The organism is Burkholderia sp. AU33423 (assembly GCF_002223135.1).
Taxonomy (GTDB): Bacteria; Pseudomonadota; Gammaproteobacteria; order Burkholderiales; family Burkholderiaceae; genus Burkholderia; species Burkholderia lata_D.
This window is the reverse complement of record NZ_NKFH01000004.1, coordinates 645,784-666,485: the sequence shown is the minus strand read 5'-3', so window position 1 is coordinate 666,485 and position 20,702 is coordinate 645,784. Positions and strand designations below refer to the sequence as shown.

At 66.0% G+C, this 20,702-nt stretch carries 20 protein-coding genes; 3 read left to right on the top strand and 17 right to left on the bottom strand.

Going from position 1 to position 20,702, the window contains the following annotated elements; genetic code table 11:
- Positions 1-70: 70 nt before the first annotated feature.
- The gene (uvrC, locus tag CFB50_RS05835; RefSeq protein WP_089445213.1) at positions 71-2,104 is read right to left on the bottom strand and encodes an excinuclease ABC subunit UvrC; all 2,034 of its coding nucleotides are present in this window, start codon (positions 2,102-2,104) and stop codon (positions 71-73) included.
- A 76-nt stretch (positions 2,105-2,180) separates the two neighbouring features.
- On the opposite strand from uvrC, the gene earP reads away from it, so the two are divergent.
- The 3 genes from earP to CFB50_RS05820 all read left to right on the top strand — a co-directional run bounded on the left by earP (position 2,181) and on the right by CFB50_RS05820 (position 5,715).
- Positions 2,181-3,374, top strand: coding sequence for an elongation factor P maturation arginine rhamnosyltransferase EarP (gene earP, locus CFB50_RS05830; protein ID WP_089445212.1), 1,194 nt, complete (start codon positions 2,181-2,183; stop codon positions 3,372-3,374).
- A 127-nt stretch (positions 3,375-3,501) separates the two neighbouring features.
- Entirely contained in the window at positions 3,502-4,059 is a 558-nt protein-coding gene (efp, locus tag CFB50_RS05825) for an elongation factor P (RefSeq protein WP_011351421.1), read from the top strand.
- Between the two features lie 270 nt (positions 4,060-4,329).
- Positions 4,330-5,715: a sigma-54-dependent transcriptional regulator gene (locus CFB50_RS05820; RefSeq protein WP_069247490.1), complete on the top strand. Its 1,386-nt coding sequence runs from the start codon at positions 4,330-4,332 to the stop codon at positions 5,713-5,715.
- A 189-nt stretch (positions 5,716-5,904) separates the two neighbouring features.
- On the opposite strand, the gene nagZ is transcribed toward CFB50_RS05820, so the two are convergent.
- The 16 genes from nagZ to acpP form a co-directional block, all read right to left on the bottom strand.
- A complete protein-coding gene (nagZ, locus tag CFB50_RS05815; protein WP_085039819.1) occupies positions 5,905-6,933 on the bottom strand; it encodes a beta-N-acetylhexosaminidase in 1,029 nt (342 codons plus the stop codon).
- Between the two features lie 16 nt (positions 6,934-6,949).
- On the bottom strand, positions 6,950-7,378 hold the full coding sequence (gene acpS, locus CFB50_RS05810; protein ID WP_089445211.1) for a holo-ACP synthase: 429 nt from the start codon (positions 7,376-7,378) through the stop codon (positions 6,950-6,952).
- A 72-nt stretch (positions 7,379-7,450) separates the two neighbouring features.
- The gene (gene pdxJ / locus CFB50_RS05805; protein ID WP_046545252.1) at positions 7,451-8,227 is read right to left on the bottom strand and encodes a pyridoxine 5'-phosphate synthase; all 777 of its coding nucleotides are present in this window, start codon (positions 8,225-8,227) and stop codon (positions 7,451-7,453) included.
- Positions 8,224-9,060, bottom strand: coding sequence for a DNA repair protein RecO (gene recO, locus CFB50_RS05800; protein WP_089445210.1), 837 nt, complete (start codon positions 9,058-9,060; stop codon positions 8,224-8,226). Before recO ends, pdxJ begins: the two co-directional genes overlap by 4 nt.
- Positions 9,047-9,946: a GTPase Era gene (era, locus tag CFB50_RS05795; protein ID WP_006476493.1), complete on the bottom strand. Its 900-nt coding sequence runs from the start codon at positions 9,944-9,946 to the stop codon at positions 9,047-9,049. The genes recO and era overlap by 14 nt, the downstream gene beginning before the upstream one ends.
- A gap of 60 nt (positions 9,947-10,006) precedes the next feature.
- Positions 10,007-11,233: a ribonuclease III gene (rnc, locus tag CFB50_RS05790; RefSeq protein ID WP_089445209.1), complete on the bottom strand. Its 1,227-nt coding sequence runs from the start codon at positions 11,231-11,233 to the stop codon at positions 10,007-10,009.
- Between the two features lie 154 nt (positions 11,234-11,387).
- Entirely contained in the window at positions 11,388-12,281 is an 894-nt protein-coding gene (gene lepB / locus CFB50_RS05785) for a signal peptidase I (protein ID WP_089445208.1), read from the bottom strand.
- Between the two features lie 16 nt (positions 12,282-12,297).
- On the bottom strand, positions 12,298-14,091 hold the full coding sequence (lepA, locus tag CFB50_RS05780) for a translation elongation factor 4 (protein WP_069247485.1): 1,794 nt from the start codon (positions 14,089-14,091) through the stop codon (positions 12,298-12,300).
- 193 nt (positions 14,092-14,284) lie between these two features.
- On the bottom strand, positions 14,285-14,527 hold the full coding sequence (locus tag CFB50_RS05775) for a glutaredoxin family protein (protein WP_069247484.1): 243 nt from the start codon (positions 14,525-14,527) through the stop codon (positions 14,285-14,287).
- Between the two features lie 7 nt (positions 14,528-14,534).
- A complete protein-coding gene (locus CFB50_RS05770; RefSeq protein WP_089445207.1) occupies positions 14,535-16,034 on the bottom strand; it encodes a DegQ family serine endoprotease in 1,500 nt (499 codons plus the stop codon).
- Positions 16,035-16,050: 16 nt separating this feature from the next.
- Complete coding sequence (locus tag CFB50_RS05765) at positions 16,051-17,103, bottom strand: MucB/RseB C-terminal domain-containing protein (protein ID WP_039348382.1); 1,053 nt, start codon at positions 17,101-17,103, stop codon at positions 16,051-16,053.
- Between the two features lie 5 nt (positions 17,104-17,108).
- Positions 17,109-17,726, bottom strand: a complete 618-nt coding sequence (locus CFB50_RS05760; RefSeq protein WP_027788009.1) for a sigma-E factor negative regulatory protein — start codon at positions 17,724-17,726, stop codon at positions 17,109-17,111.
- Between the two features lie 86 nt (positions 17,727-17,812).
- Positions 17,813-18,412, bottom strand: a complete 600-nt coding sequence (gene rpoE, locus CFB50_RS05755; RefSeq protein WP_069247482.1) for an RNA polymerase sigma factor RpoE — start codon at positions 18,410-18,412, stop codon at positions 17,813-17,815.
- Between the two features lie 91 nt (positions 18,413-18,503).
- The gene (locus tag CFB50_RS05750) at positions 18,504-18,968 is read right to left on the bottom strand and encodes a hypothetical protein (RefSeq protein WP_069247481.1); all 465 of its coding nucleotides are present in this window, start codon (positions 18,966-18,968) and stop codon (positions 18,504-18,506) included.
- Between the two features lie 12 nt (positions 18,969-18,980).
- Positions 18,981-20,213, bottom strand: coding sequence for a beta-ketoacyl-ACP synthase II (gene fabF, locus CFB50_RS05745; protein ID WP_069247480.1), 1,233 nt, complete (start codon positions 20,211-20,213; stop codon positions 18,981-18,983).
- A 167-nt stretch (positions 20,214-20,380) separates the two neighbouring features.
- On the bottom strand, positions 20,381-20,620 hold the full coding sequence (gene acpP / locus CFB50_RS05740) for an acyl carrier protein (protein WP_004197638.1): 240 nt from the start codon (positions 20,618-20,620) through the stop codon (positions 20,381-20,383).
- Positions 20,621-20,702: the final 82 nt, after the last annotated feature.

Sequence of the window (20,702 nt, the reverse complement as noted above, 5' to 3'; positions counted from 1 at the left end):
ATTCGCAATTGTGCCGTGTCGACCGGCCTGCCACAAGAACGCTGGCAAGGCTGCCGGCCGCACGGCCGCGTCAGTGAAGCTGCTTGTAGATCTGCTCGGCGAGCGCGTGCGAGATGCCCTCGACGCTCGCGAGTTCCTCGACGCTCGCGGCCACCACGCCGCGCAACCCGCCGAACCGCGCGAGCAGCCGCTGCCGGCGCTTCGCCCCGACGCCCTCGAGTTCCTCGAGCCGCGACGTCTGGCGCGCCTTCGCCCGCTTGGCACGCATGCCGGTGATCGCGAAGCGGTGCGCCTCGTCGCGGATCTGCGCGACGAGCATCAGCGCGGCGCTTTCCTTGCCGAGTTCGAGCGGCGTACGGCCGTCCGCGAACACGAGCGTCTCGAGGCCGACCTTGCGCCCCTCGCCTTTCGCGACGCCGACCAGCATCGACGTGTCGAGACCGAGCTCGGTGAACACCTGGCGCGCGATTTCGACCTGACCCTTGCCGCCGTCGATCAGCACGATGTTCGGCAGCAGGCTCGATGCCTCGGCCTGGCGCGTCGACTCGCCGTCGATACCGGCCGCATCGTCGGCGGCAGCCGCCTGCGCGGCCTGCTCGACCATCTTCTCGTAGCGACGCGTGAGCACCTGCCGCATCGCCGCGTAGTCGTCGCCCGGCGTGATCCCGGTGATGTTGTAGCGACGGTATTCGCCCGACTGCATCTTGTGATGGTGGTAGACCACGCACGACGCCTGTGTTGCCTCGCCCATCGTATGGCTGATGTCGAAGCATTCGATCCGCAGCGTCGCGAGATCGTCGCATTCGTAGCTGAGCGTCTCCGCGAGCGCACGCGTGCGCGCCTGCTGCGAGCCCTGCTCGGACAGCAGCCGCATGAGCGCGATCTGCGCATTCTGCTCGGCCATCGACAGCCACGCGCGCCGCTGCCCCTGCGGCTGCCGCACCAGCGATACCTTGTGGCCGGCCTGCTCGGACAGCAGCTCGAGCAGGTCGCGGCTCGCGGGCGCATGGCTCACGACCAGCACGGGCGGCACGCGGTTGCCGAGATAGTGCTGCGCGATGAACGCGTCGAGCACCTCGGCCTCGACCGACGCCGCCGCGTCACCGCGCGTGCGGCCGGGTTCTTCCGCGGGCAGGTCGGGCAATGTATCGGCGGACGCATCGGCCGCCTCCGCCAGCTCGGACTCGTCGCCGATACCGCCCTCGGCGAGCGTCAGCGCGCTTTCGACGTGCGTCGGGAAATACGCCTTGTCGCCGAGATGCCGGCCGCCGCGCACCATCGCGAGGTTCACGCACACGCGCCCGCCCTGCGCGACGACGGCCAGGATGTCGACGTCGCTGTCGCTGCCGACCTCGATCGCCTGCTGGTGCAGCACCGTCGCGAGCGAGCTCATCTGGTTGCGCACGGCCGCCGCCTGCTCGAATTTCAGCTCGGCCGCGAACGCGTGCATCTTCTGCTCGAGTTCCTTCATCACTTCGGACTGCCGGCCGAGCAGGAAACGCGCGGCGTTCGATACGTCGATCGCGTAGTCCTCGTCGGAGATCGCGCCGACGCACGGCGCCGTGCAGCGCCCGATCTGGTGCAGCAGGCACGGCCGCGTGCGGTTGTTGAAGACCGAATCCTCGCAGGTGCGCAGCTGGAACACGCGCTGCAGGATCTGGATGCTCTCGCGTACGGCCCAGGCACTCGGGAACGGCCCGAAATACTGATTCTGCTTGTCGACCGAGCCGCGGTAGTAGGCCATCCGCGGAAAGCGGTGCGCAGTGAGCTTCAGGTACGGATACGACTTGTCGTCGCGAAACAGGATGTTGTAGCGCGGCGCGAGCGCCTTGATCAGGTTGTTCTCGAGCAGCAGCGCCTCGGCCTCCGAGCGCGTGACGGTCGTCTCGATGCGCGCGATGCGCGTAACCATCATCGCGATGCGCGGCGACAGCTGCGTCTTCGTGAAATAGCTCGATACGCGCTTCTTCAGGTCGCGTGCCTTGCCGACATAGAGCACGGCGCCCGCCGTGTCGTAGTAGCGATAGACGCCCGGCATGTGCGGCAACTGCGCAAGGATCTTCTTCGGTTCGAACGGGGTATCGGAAGCTTCAGGGGATGTCATGCGTGATCCGGGCGCCTTGTAACGCGGAACGGGTCTATTAGAATCGCCAGTTTAGAGCATTCACCGGCCCGCTTCGATGCCCCGCACCACCGCTGCCCCCCCGCCCGCCACGCCGCTCGCGCCGGGCGAACCGATCGCCTGCGACCTCTTCTGTACGGTGGTCGACAATTTCGGCGACATCGGCGTCTGCTGGCGCGTCGCGCGCCAGCTCGCGCACGAGCACGGCTGGCAGGTTCGCCTGTTCGTCGACGACCTGCGCACGTTCGCGCGCCTGCTGCCCGGGGTCGATCCCGACGCGGGACGGCAGACGGTCGACGCGATCGTGATCGAGCACTGGCATGCGGAAGCCGGCGACGCACTGGAGATCGCCGACGTCGTGATCGAAGCGTTCGCGTGCGAGCTGCCCGGCGCGTATCTCGCGGCGATGGCGCGGCGCGAACGGCACCCCGTGTGGATCAACCTCGAATACCTGAGCGCCGAGGACTGGGTCGCCGATTTCCATCTGCGGCCGTCGCCGCATCCGCGCTACCCGCTGCTGAAGACGTTTTTCTTCCCCGGCCTGTCGGCCGGCACCGGTGGCGTCCTGAAGGAACACGACCTCGATGCGCGCCGCACGGCCTTCGAAGCCGATGCGGCGGCGCGCGACGCTTGGTGGCAGCGCGCGACCGGCGGCGCGCCGCCCACCGCCGGCACGACGGTCGTCAGCCTGTTCGCATACGAGAATCCGGCCGTCGACGCGCTGCTCGCGCAGTGGCGCGACGGCCCGACGCCGGTCGTCGCACTCGTGCCGGCCGGTCGCGTGTCGCCTGCCGTCGCGCGTTTTTTCGGGGTCGAGTCGTTCGGCGCGGGCACGCACGCGCGCAGCGGCAACCTGACTGCTCACGGGCTCGCGTTCGTCCCCCAGGCCGACTACGATCCGTTGCTATGGGTGGCCGACCTCAATTTCGTGCGCGGCGAGGATTCGTTCGTCCGGGCGCAGTGGGCCCGCAAACCGTTCGTGTGGCACATCTACCCGCAGGCCGACGACGTGCATCTGCCGAAGCTCGACGCCGCGCTCGCCCACCTGTCGGCCGGCCTCGCCGACGCGCCGCGCGCGGCGCTCGAGCGGTTCTGGCACGCATGGAACGGCGTCGGCACGCCCGACTGGGCCGATTTCTGGCAGCACCGCGCGGCACTGGACGCCAACGCGGTCCGCTGGGCCGATGCGCTCGCGGCCGTCGGCGATCTCGCCGGAAAGCTGGCGGAATACGCAAAATCTCAGTTAAAATAAGCGGTTATCCGACGGCTGACCAGGCAAGCGCTCGCTTTTGGCGTCCACCGGAACGCACCGCTTGCGCCGTCAGCCGTTGCGCAACGCTCAGGCACCTATTTATTTGATTTGATCAGGACAGTTTTTTATGAAAACCGCACAGGAACTCCGCGTAGGCAACGTCGTGCAGATCGGCAGCGACGCATGGGTCATCGCCAAGGCTGAATACAACAAGTCGGGCCGTAACTCCGCCGTCGTCAAGATGAAGATGAAGAACCTGCTGACGAACGCAGGCCAGGAAGCGGTCTACAAGGCTGACGACAAGTTCGACGTCGTCGTGCTCGACCGCAAGGAAGTGACGTACTCGTACTTCGCCGATCCGATGTACGTGTTCATGGACGCCGACTACAACCAGTTCGAAGTCGAAGCGGAAATGATGGGCGAAGCGCTGAACTACCTCGAAGACGGCATGGCTTGCGAAGTCGTGTTCTACAACGAGAAGGCGATCTCGGTCGAACTGCCGACGGTCCTCGTTCGCGAGATCACCTACACGGAACCGGCAGTCAAGGGCGACACGTCGTCGGGCAAGGTGCTGAAGAACGCCAAGCTCGCAACGGGCTTCGAGCTGCAAGTGCCGCTGTTCTGCAACACCGGCGACAAGATCGAAATCGATACGCGTACGAACGAATACCGCAGCCGCGCGTAATCGCCAGCGATACCCGCATCGAACAAAGCGCCCTTCGGGGCGCTTTTTGTTTGTCCGGCGCCAACAACCGGGCGAGAATCAGGGTCATGTAAAGCACAAAAATCCACCGGTAAAGATATTCAATTTGTATCATCGGTAACTGTTTTATAGCGTCGGAGAAATAATGCTCGTGACGCGTTCAGCGGGGCATAAAATCAGTTTTTAATCCGACATGCGGCTGCGGCCCCGACGGCCGACAGCCCGCCTCTCTTGACTCGACTCGCGTCCACCATGCCACACGCCCTGATTGTCGAAGACGATCCCAACAGCCTGTCCGGCCTCACCGCGCTGCTTGCCGCGGACGGCTTCTCGGTCGACACGGCCACGTCGCTCGCCGAAGCGCGCACGGCGCTCGGCCGCTCGATTCCCGACGTCGTTCTGGTCGACCTGAACCTGCCGGACGGCAGCGGGTTCGACCTGCTCCAGCACCTGCCGCAGCAACAGCCGAATGGCTCGCTGCCCGTCATCGTGCTGACCGGCAATGCGACGGTCGAGAGCGCCATCGAGGGCCTGCGTCACGGCATCTGGGACTACCTGTTGAAGCCGATCAACATTCCGCGCCTGCGCAGCCTGCTCGCGCGGATCCCGCGTCCGTACGAACTGATCGACGAAGTGCAGTCGCTGCGCGCCTCGCTGCGCCATCTCGGCCGCTTCGGCGCGCTGGTCGGCCGCAGCGACGCGATGCAGCACGTGTACGACATGATCGAGCACAACGCGCGCACGGAGACGGCCGTACTGTTCTCGGGCGAAGCCGGGACCGGCAAGAAGCTGGCCGCGCGCACGCTGCACGACCTGAGCCGGCGCCGCAAGGGGCCGTTCGTGTCGTTCGACTGCCGGACGATCGCGCAGGCCGGCCGGCATGGCGCCTCGCTCGACAGCGTGCTGTTCGGCCATGAGCGCGGCGCGTTCGACGGCGCGGAGCGCCGCGAATCGGGCCTGTTCGAACAGGCCGGCGGCGGCACGCTGTTCCTCGACGAAATCACCGCACTGCCGCTCGTGCTGCAGGAAGCGCTGCTGCATGCGCTCGATTCGCAGAACTTCATGCGGATCGGCGGCACGAGCTCGATCACGAGTGATTTCCGGCTGATCGCGACCACGCGCCGCCCGGCGCGCGAAGCGGTCGCGAACGGCACGCTGCGCGAGGATCTGTGGCTGCGCCTCGATGCGGCATCGATCACGATGCCGCCGCTGCGCGAGCGCGACGGCGATGCGCTCGCGATCGCGGATGCGCTGATCGACGAACTGAACCGCGACGCGCGCACAACCGGCCGCAGCACGACCGACAAGCGCGCGGCGCCGGGCTTCGTCCGTGAATGCCTGTCCTACGAATGGCCGGGCAACGTGCGTGAACTGCAGGAGCGCGTGCGCTTCGCGTACGACGCATCGGGCGATTTCATCGAGACGCTGCGCGCGGGCGAGCCGAGCTTCTCGGCCGGCGCCGCCCTGAACGGCAGCAGCGTGCAGATCAAGGTCGGCACGCCGCTGTCCGACGTCGAGGATCTGCTGATCCGCGCGACGCTCGACGCCGTCGGCGGCACGCGCCACCGCGCGGCAACGTTGCTCGGTATCAGCCCGAAGACGCTGTACAACAAGCTGCAGCGGATGAAGGTGAACTGAGCGGGCGACGATGCTCGAAGGTATTGGCAGGGCTTGACCGTTAGTTGCACCACAGCACACTTGGTCGACCTGCCTGATTCCTGAAGCTGCCCGGTTCGCACCGGCAGTCACTCATGAAAAAGCCGCGCGATTGCGCGGCTTTTTGTTTCGGTGACCGGAACGGCGCAGACCGCGCCATCCCCTCCCCGCTCAAGCCAGTGCGCTGCTCAACAGCGCCTGCGCCTGCAGATACTCGGGCTGCGCGATCAGCTTGTCCCACTTGAGCGCCTTGCCGCGCGCACGCATCCGCTTGATGCGTCGCACCGACTCGTCCGTGGCTCGCGCTTTCAGCCCGTTCAGCACGACCTCGGCCGCGTCCGGCTGGTTGCAGACGAGCACCATGTCGCAACCGGCCGCGAGCGCGGCGTCGGCCGCCTGCGTGAGCGTGCCGCCTTCGCGCGCGGCTTCCATCGACAGGTCGTCGCTGAAGATCGCGCCCGTGAAGCCGAGCCGTCCGCGCAGGATGTCCTGCAGCCACACGCGCGAGAAACCGGCCGGCCGCTTGTCGACCTGCGTGTAGATCACGTGCGCGGGAATCACCGCGGACAGCGACAGACCGAGCCAGTCGTACGGTGCGACGTCCTGCTTGAGGATCGCGTCGAGGGTACGGTCGTCGGTCGGCAACGCGACGTGCGAGTCGGCCTCCGCGAAGCCGTGCCCCGGGAAATGCTTGCCGCAGTTCGCCATCCCGGCGAGCGACAGCCCGTGGTTCAGGCTCTTCGCGAGCAGCGTGACGACGCGCGGATCGCGATGGAACGCGCGATCGCCGATCACTTTCGAGTGCCCATAGTCGAGGTCGAGCACGGGCGTGAAGCTCATGTCGATCCCGCACGCACGCAGCTCGGCGGCCAGGATGTAGCCGACGGCCGTGGCGACCTTCGTCGCGAGCAGCACGTCGCGATCCCACAGCTCGCCCAGGCGGCGCATCGCGGGCAGCACCGTGAAGCCGTCGGTGCGGAAACGCTGCACGCGCCCGCCTTCGTGATCGACGGCGATCAGGATGTCTTCGCGCACCGCGCGGATCGAGTCGGTCAGCGCGGTCAGTTGCGCGCGGTTCTGGAAGTGCCGCGCGAACAGGATCACGCCGCCGGTATTCGGATGCGCGAGGCGCCGCGCATCGTCGCGCGACAGGGCCGTGCCGACGACGTCGAGCATGACCGGGCCGGGAGTCGTTTTCATTGAATCGGGAATTCCGTCAGGAGGAGGTTCGGGAAGCAGGTGCAGGCGCGGCGTCCGTCTCGGCGACCACGAACGACACCGCATAGTCGCGTTCGTCGCTGACCGTCACGCGCGCCGTGATGCCACGGGCGGCAAGCCAGTCGGCCAGCTCGCCCGATGCAACCACGTACGGCTCGCCGCTCGGGTGGTTGAGGGTCTGCAGCGCACGCCACGTCATCGGCCAGTGCATGCCGAGCCCGATCGCCTTCGAGAACGCTTCCTTCGCGGAAAAGCGCGTCGCGAGGAACGCGATGCCGCGCGCCTCGGAGCGAGCACGGCGCGCATGGAACACGCGCAGCTCGTCGGGGCCCAGCACCTTCTCGGCAAACCGGCCGCCCGTGCGTTCGAGCACGGCCGCGATGCGGCTCACCTGGGCGATGTCGGTACCGATGCCGTAGATCGCCATGTCAGTACGCGCCGGTACGACCCGGCCGGGCCGGGTCGGGCATGACGCGCGACGCACGGCGGCATCTCATCTTCAGCGCGCGCCGCCATGCAGCGCGGCAACGCGTGCGGCAACCATGATCGCCTTCATTTCGCGCACCGCGTTGTCCCAGCCCGCGAAAATCGCGTGCGCGACGATCGCGTGGCCGATGTTCAGTTCGACGATACCGTCGATCGCGGCGATCTGCTGCACGTTCGTGTAGTGCAGCCCGTGACCGGCATTGACCTTCAGGCCGAGCTGCGCGCCGGCCTGAACGCCCGCGACGATGCGCTCGTATTCGCGCTGCTGCTCGGCTTCGTCGTGCGCTTCGGCGTAACGGCCCGTATGCAGCTCGATCACCGGCGCGCCCGCTTCGTGCGCGGCACGGATCTGCGTCTCGTCCGGATCGATGAACAGCGACACGCGCACGCCCACGTCGGCAAGCTGCTTGCACGCCGCACGCACGGCCTCGAAGTGGCCGGCGACATCGAGACCGCCTTCGGTCGTCAGTTCCTCGCGCTTCTCGGGCACGAGGCACGCGTCGTGCGGACGCACTTCGCAGGCGATATCGAGCATCTCGGCCGTCACCGCGCATTCGAGGTTCATGCGCGTCTTCAGCAGCGGACGCAGCTTGCGCACATCCGCATCGACGATGTGGCGTCGATCCTCGCGCAGGTGCAGCGTGATCGCATCCGCACCGGCTTCTTCGGCGGCGAGCGCCGCGCGGATCGGATCGGGATAGGTCGTGCCGCGCACATTGCGCAGCGTCGCGACGTGGTCGATGTTGACGCCGAGGTCGATGGCGGTGGGCGTTGTCAGGAAGAAGCTCATAGGTTTTGCAGGTCGATCAGGATCTGACGCGTGGCAAGCGGCGTACCGCCGAGATAGGTGTTCAGCAGGAAGCGCATCAGCGTCTTGCTTTGCGCAACCGTCTGGGCTCGATGGTAATCGTCCTGCTCCATATCGAGCAACGTCTGTCCGGAAATGACCGGCCAGTGCGATGGGACTTCGTCGTCCGCATTGCGCACGCCACGCTCGGGATCGAACACGTAGCGACGATCAGGCTCGACCGCGCGGCGCGCGACCGTGCGGTTCAGCGCCATCGCGTAGCCGGTTTCGCGCAGCAGCACGCGCTCGAACGAGCGCAGCACCTGCACCGCGGGTTCGCCGTGCGCGAGGCGCGTGAGGGTCAGCACGTAATGATTGAAGAGCGGTGGCTGGGGATCTTCGCGTGCGCAGAATTTCACGAGCAGCTCGTTCACGTAGAAGCCGCACAGGAGCCCGTCGCCGCCGAGCGGCAGCATCCCGCCGACCCACTCGGCGCCCGTCAGCGTGCGCACCTCGGATTTGCCCGACCAGGACAGCAGCAGCGGCTGAAAGGTCTGCAGTACGCCGCGCAACGCGGAGTGCGGGCGCTTCGCGCCCTTCGCGACGAGCGCGAGCCGGCCATGATCACGCGTCAGCACGTCGATGATCAGGCTCGTTTCCCGATACGGATAACTGTGCAGCACGTATGCCGGCTGCTCGGCGACACGGAAATCGGACGTGCGTGACGTCGCGCGCCGCGCCTTGCGCGGCGGTTCGGGCGGTGCCGGCAGCGGCGCGTCGTTCGCACCGGCCGTCACCGCGTCTTCAGTCGACGTCAGCGCGTCATTCGTACCCATAGGCGCGCAGCCCCGCCTCGTTGTCGGCCCAGCCGCTCTTCACCTTCACGAAGGTCTCGAGATACACGGGGCCGTCGAACAGCTTCTCCATGTCCATCCGCGCCTCGGTGCTGATCTGCTTGAGCTTCTCGCCCTTCTTGCCGATCACCATCGCCTTGTGCGAATCGCGTTCGACGAGAATCGTCGCGAAGATGCGCTTCAGGCGCCCTTCCTCCTCGAACTTGTCGATCAGCACGGTGCTCGTGTACGGCAGTTCGTCGCCGGTCCAGCGGAACACCTTCTCGCGCAGGATTTCGGCTGCGAGGAAACGCGAGCTGCGGTCGGTCAGTTCGTCCTCGCCGTAGATCGGCTCGCCTTCCGGCAGGTACGGCTTGATCGTGTCCAGCAGGCGCTTGATGTCTTCCGGTTTTTGCGCCGACAGCGGCACGAGCTCGGTGAATTCGCGCAGCTCGCTCACCTTCTGCATGAACGGGAACAGCGTGGCCTTGTCGTTCACGCGGTCGATCTTGTTCGCGATCAGCAGCGTCGGCATGCCGGGCGGAATCAGGTCGAGCACCTTCTGGTCGTCGGGGCCGAATCGGCCGGCCTCGATCACGAACAGGATCACGTCGACCGACGTGAGCGTCGACGTGACCGCACGGTTCAGCGAACGGTTCAGCGCGGTGCTGTGGCGGGTCTGGAAACCCGGCGTGTCGACGAACACGAATTGCGCGTCGTCGAACGTATTGATGCCGGTGATGCGGTGGCGGGTCGTCTGCGCCTTGCGCGACGTGATGCTGATCTTCTGGCCGACGAGTGCGTTCATCAACGTCGACTTGCCGACGTTCGGGCGGCCCACGATCGCGATCATGCCGCAACGGAAACCGGTAGGAGCGGGAGTGTTCATATCGTTTGGGAGACAGGTTCGGAAACGGCCGCGCGGCGCGCGGCACGATCGATGGGCAATTCAGTGGTCGGCATCGGCCACGCGCGCCTGCGCGGCGGCGAGGCTCGCGCCGCCCGGCGGCGTCTCGGAATCCGGTGCCGCGGCGTCGCGTGTGCGCGCAGCCGCACGCGAAGCGGGGTCGGTACCGGCGGACGGCTTGTCGGCGGACGACGATGCCGGATCGGCGGCCTGGCCAGCCGGCTTGTCGGCTGCGCGTGCAGCGGGCACGGCTTCCGCGGGCTTCTCCGCGCCCTTGTCGGCTCGCTCGGCCGGCTTGTCGACAGCCTTGTCGGCCGCCGGCTTCGCCGCCCGTTCGCCCTTTTCCGCAGCCGCGTCGACATGCGCCGCGCGAATCGCGGCCATCGGCGCCGCGGCCGGCTCGGTACCGGTCGCGGCGGTGGCCGCAGGCGCCGCACCGGCCGCCCTCGCCTCGCGCGCCGCCGCGCGTTCCTTCCGCTCCGGCGAGCGCAGGTCGAGCGCTTCCTGCACGCCCTTCACGCCCGGCACGATTTCGGGTTCGACATGCTTCGACCCACGCGCGTTTTTCGAGCGCTTCGGCTTCGCGGCCAGCATCGGCGCGGCCGCCATCACTTCATCGAGCGCCTTCTTCGCGGCAGCCTGCTCGGCTGCGCGCCGGCTCGCACCGGAGCCCGACACCTTCACGTCGAGCTTCGGCACCGTGCATTCGACTTCGAATTGCTGATTGTGCGCCGCACCATGCGTCGCGACCACCGTGTAAGTCGGCAGCGCGATCTTGTGCCCCTGCAGGTATTCCTGCAGCAGCGTCTTCGCGTCCTTGCCGAGCGTGCGCGGATCGATGTGGTCGAGAATCGGGATATAGAGGCGCTTGATGACCCCTTGGGCGGCTTCGAAGCCGCCATCGAGGAACACTGCCCCGATGATGGCTTCGAACGCGTCCGCGAGGATCGACGGGCGGCGGAACCCACCGCTGCGCAGCTCGCCCTCGCCGAGCCGCAGCCCGTCCGAGATATTCAGGGCCTGAGCAATTTCGTACAGCGACTGCTGCTTGACGAGGTTGGCGCGTACGCGCGACAGATCGCCTTCGTCCAGCTTGCTGAAACGCTGGAACAAAAGGGCGGCCACCGCGCAATTCAGAACGGAATCGCCGAGAAACTCGAGCCGTTCGTTGTGCGTGGCACTGTGACTGCGATGGGTCAAAGCCTGGCGCAACAATTCCGCATTGCGAAATTCGTAGCGCAGCCGGCTTTCCAACTGGGATGAGGGCATGTGCAGGAGTATAACGCGGGCGCCCGGTCGGGCCGAAACGGCACGGCCGGACGCGACAAGGCGTGACGAGGCGGTGTTACCGCCGGTTCTTAAAGTAGTTCGGCACTACGCGACGCGGCCCGTGCGTCGCGTAGTGCGAGTGAGTCGAATGCGATCAGTTGAAGGAACCGATGCGCTTCAGTTCGCTGAAGTTCATCCAGATGAAGAACGCGCGGCCGACGATGTTCTGGTCCGGCACGAAACCCCAGTAGCGGCTGTCCGCACTGTTGTCGCGGTTGTCGCCCATCATGAAGTAGTGACCCGGCGGCACCTTGCAGATCACGCCGCGGCTGTTGTACGTGCAGTTGTCGCGAAACGGATAGTCGTATGCGCCCATCACGAACGGCGGCACGGCCGGGTTGTTGAGGATCGCGTTCTTCTTGTTGCCGATCGTTTCCTCGAACTGCTTCGCGTAGTTCTGGCGCTCGTCGTCGAAGAAATCGGGCAGCGGCGTTTCGGGCACCGGCTGGCCGTTGATCGTGAGCTGCTTGTCCTGGTACGCGACGATATCGCCCGGCAGGCCGATCACGCGCTTGATGTAGTCGACCGATTCGTCCTTCGGATAGCGGAACACGACGACGTCGCCGCGCGACAGCGGGCTGCCCTGCGTGATCTTCGTGTTCGTGACCGGCAGGCGCAGCCCGTATTCGAACTTGTTGACGAGGATGAAATCGCCGACGAGCAGCGTCGGCACCATCGAGCCCGACGGAATCTTGAACGGCTCGACGACGAACGAACGCACGACGAACACCGCCAGGATCACCGGGAAGAAGCTCGCCGTGTACTCGAGCCACCACGGCTGGCGCAGCTTCTCGTCGCGCAGCTTCGAACGCGTCTGCACCGCGTTTTCATCCGCAAAGCGCTTGTCGATGCGCGACTGCTGGCGATCGAACTCCTCGATCGCCGAGTCGGCCGCCTTGCGTCGCTGCGGCAGGAACACCAGTTTGTCCAGCACCCACGCTACGCCCGTCAAAATGACGAGCACAAAAAGAATCAGCGCAAAATTCATAAAAGGATCAGTCCTGTTATTTGTCTTCGACGCGCAAGATCGCAAGGAACGCTTCCTGCGGGATCTCGACCGAACCCACCTGCTTCATCCGTTTCTTGCCTTCCTTCTGCTTCTCGAGCAGCTTCTTCTTTCGCGTGATGTCGCCGCCGTAGCACTTCGCGAGCACGTTCTTGCGCAGCGCCTTGATGTTCTCGCGCGCGACGATGTGCGCGCCGATCGCGGCCTGGATCGCCACGTCGTACATCTGGCGCGGGATGATCTCGCGCATCTTCGCGGCCACTTCGCGGCCGCGATATTGCGACTGCGAACGGTGCACGATGACCGACAGCGCATCGACCTTGTCGCCGTTGATCAGCATGTCGACCTTCACGACGTCCGACGAACGGTATTCCTTGAACTCGTAGTCCATCGACGCATAGCCGCGCGACACCGACTTCAGGCGATCGAAGAAGTCGAGCACGATCTCGGCCATCGGGATCTCGTACGTGAGCTGCACCTGGCGGCCGTGATACTGCATGTTGATCTGCGAGCCGCGCTTCTGCTCGCACAGCGTGATCACCGAGCCCACGTAATCCTGCGGCATGTACAGATTCACGGTGACGATCGGCTCGCGGACTTCCGCGATACGGCCGGGCTCCGGCATCTTCGCCGGGTTCTCGACCTTGATCGTCGAGCCGTCGCTCTGCACGACCTCGTAGACGACCGTCGGTGCGGTCGTGATGAGATCCATGTCGAACTCGCGCTCGAGCCGCTCCTGCACGATTTCCATGTGCAGCAACCCGAGGAAGCCGCAGCGGAAACCGAAGCCGAGCGCCTGCGACACTTCCGGCTCGTACTGCAGCGATGCGTCGTTCAGCTTCAGCTTCTCGAGCGACTCGCGCAGCGCGTCGTACTGGTTCGCCTCGACCGGATACAGCCCCGCGAACACCTGCGGCTTCACTTCCTTGAAGCCCGGCAGCGGCTCGGTGGCGGCCTTGGCCACGTGAGTGACGGTATCGCCGACCTTCGCGGCCGTCAGTTCCTTGATGCCCGCGATGATGAAGCCGACCTGCCCCGCCGACAGCGATTCGAGGTTGCGCGACTTCGGCGTGAACACCCCGACGTGCTCGACCGGATACTGCGCGCCGGTCGCCATCATCTTGATCTTGTCCTTCGGACGCAGCGTGCCGTTGACGATACGCACGAGCATCACGACGCCGACGTAGTTGTCGAACCACGAGTCGATGATGAGCGCCTGCAGCGGCGCGGCCGGATCGCCTTTCGGCGGCGGCACCTTCGCGATCAGCGACTCGAGCACGTCCTCGACGCCGAGGCCCGTCTTCGCGCTGCAACGCGTCGCGTCGGTCGCGTCGATGCCGATCACGTCCTCGATCTCCTCGATCGCGTTCTCGGGGTTCGCGGCCGGCAGGTCGATCTTGTTCAGCACCGGAACGACCTCGACGCCGAGCTCGATCGCCGTGTAGCAGTTCGCGACGGTTTGCGCCTCGACGCCCTGACTCGCATCGACGACCAGCAGCGCGCCTTCGCACGCGGACAGCGAACGGCTGACCTCGTACGAGAAGTCGACGTGCCCCGGCGTGTCGATCAGGTTCAGGTTGTAGACCTTGCCGTCGCGCGCGCGATAGGACAGCGCGGCTGTCTGCGCCTTGATCGTGATGCCGCGCTCGCGCTCGATATCCATCGAGTCGAGCACCTGCGCTTCCATTTCACGGTCGGCGAGGCCGCCGCATACCTGGATGATGCGATCCGCGAGCGTCGACTTGCCATGGTCGATGTGCGCGATGATCGAGAAATTGCGAATATGATCCATTCAGTGCCGATCAAGCGAAAAAGGCGCGCTCGACGACTGCAGAGCACGCCTTGTGTAAGTCGGTGAAAAAACAGCTTATTTTAGCCGAAAAGGCCTTTGCCGGGCGGGTTTTACTACGCCGTGCCGTGCGGTGGCCCGCCGGGGGCGCCCGCCGGGTCAAGCCCCGTGCGAAACGACGCCCGCCAGCGGCAGGTCAGGCTCGGCGCCGAGACGTCAGCGCGTCGCGTACCCGTGCGTCGTCGAACCGGTGGCGGCATACCTCCGCCCCGTCCAGCAACAGCACGGGCACGTCCTCGTCGTAGCGGGCGACGAGTGCCGCATCGGTGTCGATGTCGACGTAATCGACCGCGACGCCGAATTCGGCCGCCACCGGCGCCAGTGCGTCGCGCATGTCGTCGCACAGGTGGCACCAGCCGCGGCCGTAGAGCGTGAACATCGGCGCGTTACTTCTGGCGCGGCCGCACGGGCACGAACTGCGTGTTGTCGCCACGCCGCACCAGCACCGCGACCGCCTTCTGCGGATCGAGCTGCGCGGTCACGTCGGCGAACTGCTTCGCGTTCGTGATGTCGGTGTCGCCGACGCGCAGCACGATGTCACCGCGCTGCAGGCCCGCACGGGCGGCCGGGCCGTCGACGCCGTCGATCTGCACGCCGTTCTTCAGCTTCAGCGTCTTCATCTGCTCCGCCGTCAGGTCACTGACCGTCAGGCCGAGCGAATTGGTCTGGCGCGGCTTCTGCGGCGCGTTCTTGCGCTGCTCGGCCTTTGCCGTCGTTTCGGCCGGCGTTTCCGCGATCGTGATCGGCAGATCGCGAGCCTGACCCTTGCGCCACACGCTGACCGTCGCCTTCGTGCCGGGCTTCGTGTCGCCGACCATACGCGGCAGATCCGACGCCGCATCGACCGAACGGCCATTGAACTTCAGGATGATGTCGCCCGGCTGGATGCCCGCCTTGTCGGCCGGGCCACCCGGCTCGACGCTGCTGACGAGCGCGCCCTCGGCCTTCGGCAGCCCGATCGAATCGGCCACGTCCTTCGTCACCTCGCCGATCGCCACCGCGATCCGGCCGCGCGTGACCTTGCCCGTCGCCTTCAGCTGGTCGGCCACGCGCATCGCCTCGTCGATCGGAATCGCGAACGAGATGCCCATGAAGCCGCCGGTACGGCTGTAGATCTGCGAGTTGATGCCGATCACCTCGCCCTGCATGTTGATCAGCGGGCCGCCCGAGTTGCCGGGGTTCACGGCGACGTCGGTCTGGATGAACGGCAGGTAGTCGCCCGTATTGCGGCTCTTCGAACTGACGATGCCGGCCGTGACCGTGTTGTCGAGGCCGAAAGGCGAACCGATCGCGACGACCCACTCGCCGACGCGCACCTTGTTCGAATCGCCAATTGCGACGACCGGCAGGTTCGACGCCTGGATCTTGACGACCGCGACGTCCGTGCGATCGTCGACGCCGATCAGCTTCGCCTTGAATTCACGCTTGTCGGTCAGCGTCACGTAGATGGTGTCCGCATCGTCGACGACGTGCGCATTGGTCATCACGTAGCCGTCGGCCGACACGATGAAGCCCGAGCCGACGCCGCGATTCTGTTCGGTGTCGGGCGGATTGTCCGGCGTCGGCGCGTTTTTCGGATTGCCGCCGCCATTGCCGCCACCGTTGCCCGGCGCCTGCGGCAGCGGAATGCCGAAGAAGCGGCGGAAGAATTCCGACATGTCGCCGTTGTCGAAACCCGGCGGAAGCACGCCGCGCGGGCCGGGTACCGGCACGTTCGCGGTGGTCCGGATGTTCACGACCGCGGGGCCGACCTTTTCGACGAGATCGGCGAAATCGGGAAGGCTGGCAGCGGGAGGCGTGACAGCGACCGCGGTTTGCGGGACGAGCGGCAGGCAGGCACACAGCGCCGCCGCCGCGAGCACTTTGCGCAGCGTGAGTTTCGTCATGTCGGAAGCCGTAGCGTTACTTGGAAGCCTTGTATTCTATGGCAGACGCGAACTGCTGCAACGTAGCCGGCGGCACTTCTCCGAGTACGGTGATCCAGTAGTCGCCGCGGCGCTTCACGAGAACGTTCGTTGCACCGGTGCTGCCCGCGCCTTCCTTGCGCGTATTCTTTTCGGCCGGCTCGATGAAAACCGAGATCGTCGCGAGACCGTCGGTGAAGACGGCCTGATCGACCGGGATCGGCGGCTCACCCGCGTCGCGCGCGGCCATCGGCCGCCGCACTTCGCGAATCTTCTGGAAACCGGCCACGCTCGGGGCGAGCTGCCAGCCCTGCGCTTCCATGTCGACCGTCGCAACCGGCGGCCGTACGACCGTCCAGCCGTTCAGGTTGCGCATGCCGGCCGCGATCGCGGCCTTGTCGCCGCTTGCGCCGCCCGTCTGCAATTGCGAGAACGCGATCTGCTCGAGCACGTGATCGTTCGCATCGAGCGTCTGCGAGCGCAGCAGCAGCCCCGTGCGCGCGTCGGCCCACAGCTTGTACGTGAAGCGGTACGCATCCTTCGGCACGAGCTCGACGACCTGCGCGTCGATCCCCGCCACGCGGTCCTTGCCGAGCGACTTCGCGTCGTAGACGGACATCACGTGCTCGCCGCTCGCGCCGAGCAGCGCGGGGAACGAATCGCGCGTCTGACGGCGCTCGACCACACACAGCTTGCGCTCGGGCACGAACGTGTACAGCTCGTCGTTATGGCGCAGCAGCTTGCGCGGCTTGCCGTCGAGCGTCTCGATGCGCTCGAACTCGCCGTCGCGGGACGCGACGTGCGCGATGCGCGACGACTGCACATACCCGCCGCGCTGGTAGACGAACGTGCCTTCGTAGCTCTGCTGCTGCGCCGCTTGCTGGACACGGTCGAGCCAGTCGGCGGCACCCTTGCGGGTCGCGACGGGATCGTCCGGTTGCTGGGCGCTGGCAGGAAGGGATTGAACGGACAACAGGGCGGCTGCGCAAAGCAGTAGGGCCGGCAGCCGCTTCCATCCGGAGATGGCGTGATTCAACTGCAATGTCCGCATCGGGTTTATTGGCCTGGCGTGGTGGTCACGGCAGCGCGGATCAGCGGCATCGAACCCGTGACGACGGGCTGCTGCGCGAATTGCTGGTGCGCTTCAAGGTATTGGTCGAGGCTGGCGTCGCGGATGATGTTGACGTCCTGCAGGCCCGGCTGGGCCGATGCCTGCGCAACCGTCACGCGCTGCAGGTTGCCGCCTTGCGGCGCACCGGCCGACGCGACCTGGACGGCGCCCGGGGCACCGGCCGTCTGCATTTGCGGGACGACGATCCACGTCAGCGTGGCCGCCGCGGCGGCAACCGCGAACGCGGGCACGACGCGCCGGCGCAGCGACAGCAGCTTGCGCGCGACGGGTGCGGCCGCCGGCGCGAGCAGGTGCGGCTCGCTTTCGAGCGCAGCCGACATGCGCGCGGTGAACGCGACGCTCAGCGCAGGCGACAGCGCGAGCTCGTCCGAGCGCAGCGCATCGCCGATCAGGTGGTAATGGGCCCACGCAGCGCGATCCGCGCGGTTGAGCTCAGCCAGAAACTGCCCGTTGTCCGGGCCATCGAACATTTCGCCGTCGACCAGCGCGGAAAGGCGCTCGCCGCGCGAGCACGCTTGCGACTGCGTATTGACCGACCCCATGATGCTCCCCATCTTGCACACCCCGTCGTGACTTCACGACTCTAACCGTAACTAGACCCCGACCCGCGTCGCTCCGCCTGTCGCGCTTACCAGCGCTTGCCTTCGGGCGTATCGAGCAGCGGACGCAATTTGGAAGCGATTGCCTCACGTGCGCGGAAGATCCGCGACCGGACCGTCCCGATCGGACAGCCCATCATTTCCGCGATCTCTTCGTAGCTCAGGCCCTCGATCTCGCGCAGCGTAATTGCCTGGCGCAGTTCTTCGGGCAGCAGAGCCATGGCAGCGTTGACCGTCTCGGCAATCTGCTTGCTCATCAACATCGACTCAGGCGTGTTGATATCCCTTAGTTGGTCTGCGTCGGAGAAAGTTTCCGCTTCCTCCGCATCGGCCTCGGTCGAGGTCGGCGCCCGGCGGCCTTGCGTCGCAAGGTAGTTCTTCGCCGTGTTGACGGCAATTCGGTACAACCACGTATAGAACGCCGATTCGCCGCGGAATTGCGGCAGCGCACGATACGCCTTGATGAACGCGTCCTGAGCCACATCCTCGACCTCGGCGGGATCCCGCACGAGGCGCGAGATCAGCCGAATGATCTTGCGGTGGTATTTGGAGACCAGGAGTTCGAACGCTGCCTTGTCGCCCTTCTGTACGCGCTCGACCAGAGCCTGATCGATTTCTTTTTCACTCACCTGACAAATCCGTTAACTAGGGATGCAACGCGGAGCGATATTGTAGCGTTCCCGCGCCGGCCGCTGGTTACGGTAGGTAACCGTGCCGCCGTCAAACCCGCCCCGCCGCGCCCGCCGTTCTCGCCAGCACGGAAAGCGCGCTGAACGATGCGGCGTCGAGCGCATCGGCCGGAATCAGCAGCGGCCGGGCCCGCCGGGCACCCTGCCCGACCGACAGCACCAGCAGCAGGCTGCTCCAGTGCGCATGGCCCGTCACGCGGCCGCGGGCCAGCAGGCGCCCGGTGCGGCCAAACGCCGCGACTTCCCCGAATGCGTCGATCTGCAACTCGGCCGGCAGCCGGCGGGCACAGGCCCGCGCAGCGCACACGGCCAGCAGCGCGGCCGTCACGGCCGACACGCCTGCGCCGGCGGCAGCGCCCGCGCGCGGCGCCCAGAACAGGTAGGCCGACGCGGTAGCCGATGCGACGAACACGGCCAGCACGAGATACGACACGGCCGAGGCCCGCAACGCAAAGCGCTGCGGACGCCCGGCCGGAGCATCGAATGGACTCGTCAAGCGATTGCGGCGTCAGACGCGCTTGAACACCAGCGTGCCGTTGGTGCCGCCGAAGCCGAAGTTGTTCTTCACGGCTACGTCGATCTTCATGTCACGCGCGGTGTTCGCGCAGTAGTCGAGATCGCACTCCGGGTCCTGGTTGAAGATGTTGATGGTCGGTGGCGACACGTTGTTGTGCAGCGCCAGCACCGTGAACACCGATTCGAGGCCGCCCGCGCCGCCCAGCAGGTGGCCCGTCATCGACTTCGTCGAGTTCACGACGATCTTGTACGCATGCTCGCCGAAGGCCGCCTTCACCGCGTCCGACTCGTTCTTGTCGCCCAGCGGCGTCGACGTGCCGTGCGCGTTCAGGTACTGGACCTCGTCCGGGTTCACGCCGGCGTCGCGCAGTGCCGCGACCATGCAGCGGCGCGGGCCGTCCATGTTCGGCGCGGTCATATGGTACGCGTCGCCCGTCATGCCGAAGCCCGAGACTTCCGCGTAGATCTTCGCACCGCGTGCTTTCGCCGCTTCGTACTCCTCGAGCACCATCACGCCGGCACCCTCGCCCAGCACGAAGCCGTCGCGGTCCTTGTCCCACGGACGGGATGCGCTAGCAGGGTCGTCGTTGCGGGTCGACAGCGCACGCGCCGCCGCGAAACCGCCGATGCCGAGCGGCGACACCGTCGATTCGGCGCCGCCCGCGACCATCACGTCGGCGTCGCCGGCCTGGATCAGGCGCGCTGCGAGACCGATGCTGTGCAGGCCGGTCGTGCAGGCCGTCACGGCCGCGAGGTTCGGGCCCTTCAGGCCGAACATGATGCTCAGGTGACCCGAGATCATGTTGATGATCGAACCCGGCACGAAGAACGGCGAAATCCGGCGCGCGCCGCGATCGACGTAGGTCTGGTGCGTATCTTCGATCATCGGCAGGCCGCCGATGCCGGAACCGACCAGCACGCCGATGCGTTCCGCATTGGCTTCGTTCACTTCCAGCCCGCTGTCCTTGATGGCCTGGACGCCGGCGGCGATGCCGTAATGGATGAACGTATCCATGTTCCGGGCTTCCTTCGCCGGGATGTACTCCTCGGCGACGAAACCCTTCACTTCGCCCGCGAATTGGCAGGCGAGGTTCGACGCATCGAACTTCGTGACGGTGGCAATACCGGACTTGCCGGCGACGAGATTGGCCCAGCCGTCGGCAACATTATTGCCAACAGGCGAAATCAGCCCCAGGCCTGTAACAACAACACGACGGCGGCTCACGGTAACCTCTTTTCCATTATTGGATGACAAAAACAAAAGCCACAGTGGCCACAGGAACCAGCCCTGCGAGCCCTGTGGCTGTTAGTCCGTCCGGCGCGAGGCCGGCAGGATGGCGCGTCAATCGCGAAGATCGCGGCGACGTGGCGGACAAGCGCGAAAGGCGCTCGTTACGCCTTGACGTTTGCGCGAGCGTAGTCGATCGCTTGCTGAACCGTCGTGATCTTCTCTGCTTCTTCGTCCGGGATTTCCATGCCGAACTCGTCTTCCAGAGCCATCACCAGTTCGACGGTGTCGAGCGAGTCGGCGCCCAGGTCGTTCACGAACGAAGCTTCGTTCTTGATCTCGGCTTCGGCGACGCCCAGTTGTTCAGCGACGATCTTCTTGACACGTTGTTCGATGTTGTCCATTACCCCTCCGAGGGAAAGTTCAGATTTACAAGTGCGCGCATTTTATCAGGTTTGCTGACGCCAAAACGCGCGTTGGCTTGAT

Bases quoted from the DNA above. Each gene is read 5' to 3' on its own strand.
- CFB50_RS05770 (WP_089445207.1), bottom strand. From the start codon at position 16,034: ATGACGAAACTCACGCTGCGCAAAGTGCTCGCGGCGGCGGCGCTGTGT.
- uvrC (WP_089445213.1), bottom strand. From the start codon at position 2,104: ATGACATCCCCTGAAGCTTCCGATACCCCGTTCGAACCGAAGAAGATC.
- nagZ (WP_085039819.1), bottom strand. From the start codon at position 6,933: ATGAAAACGACTCCCGGCCCGGTCATGCTCGACGTCGTCGGCACGGCC.
- CFB50_RS05765 (WP_039348382.1), bottom strand. From the start codon at position 17,103: ATGCGGACATTGCAGTTGAATCACGCCATCTCCGGATGGAAGCGGCTG.
- pdxJ (WP_046545252.1), bottom strand. From the start codon at position 8,227: ATGAGCTTCTTCCTGACAACGCCCACCGCCATCGACCTCGGCGTCAAC.
- recO (WP_089445210.1), bottom strand. From the start codon at position 9,060: ATGGGTACGAATGACGCGCTGACGTCGACTGAAGACGCGGTGACGGCC.
- rnc (WP_089445209.1), bottom strand. From the start codon at position 11,233: ATGCCCTCATCCCAGTTGGAAAGCCGGCTGCGCTACGAATTTCGCAAT.
- CFB50_RS05760 (WP_027788009.1), bottom strand. From the start codon at position 17,726: ATGGGGTCGGTCAATACGCAGTCGCAAGCGTGCTCGCGCGGCGAGCGC.
- efp (WP_011351421.1), top strand. From the start codon at position 3,502: ATGAAAACCGCACAGGAACTCCGCGTAGGCAACGTCGTGCAGATCGGC.
- acpP (WP_004197638.1), bottom strand. From the start codon at position 20,620: ATGGACAACATCGAACAACGTGTCAAGAAGATCGTCGCTGAACAACTG.
- CFB50_RS05820 (WP_069247490.1), top strand. From the start codon at position 4,330: ATGCCACACGCCCTGATTGTCGAAGACGATCCCAACAGCCTGTCCGGC.
- lepA (WP_069247485.1), bottom strand. From the start codon at position 14,091: ATGGATCATATTCGCAATTTCTCGATCATCGCGCACATCGACCATGGC.
- earP (WP_089445212.1), top strand. From the start codon at position 2,181: ATGCCCCGCACCACCGCTGCCCCCCCGCCCGCCACGCCGCTCGCGCCG.
- lepB (WP_089445208.1), bottom strand. From the start codon at position 12,281: ATGAATTTTGCGCTGATTCTTTTTGTGCTCGTCATTTTGACGGGCGTA.
- acpS (WP_089445211.1), bottom strand. From the start codon at position 7,378: ATGGCGATCTACGGCATCGGTACCGACATCGCCCAGGTGAGCCGCATC.
- era (WP_006476493.1), bottom strand. From the start codon at position 9,946: ATGAACACTCCCGCTCCTACCGGTTTCCGTTGCGGCATGATCGCGATC.
- CFB50_RS05775 (WP_069247484.1), bottom strand. From the start codon at position 14,527: ATGTTCACGCTCTACGGCCGCGGCTGGTGCCACCTGTGCGACGACATG.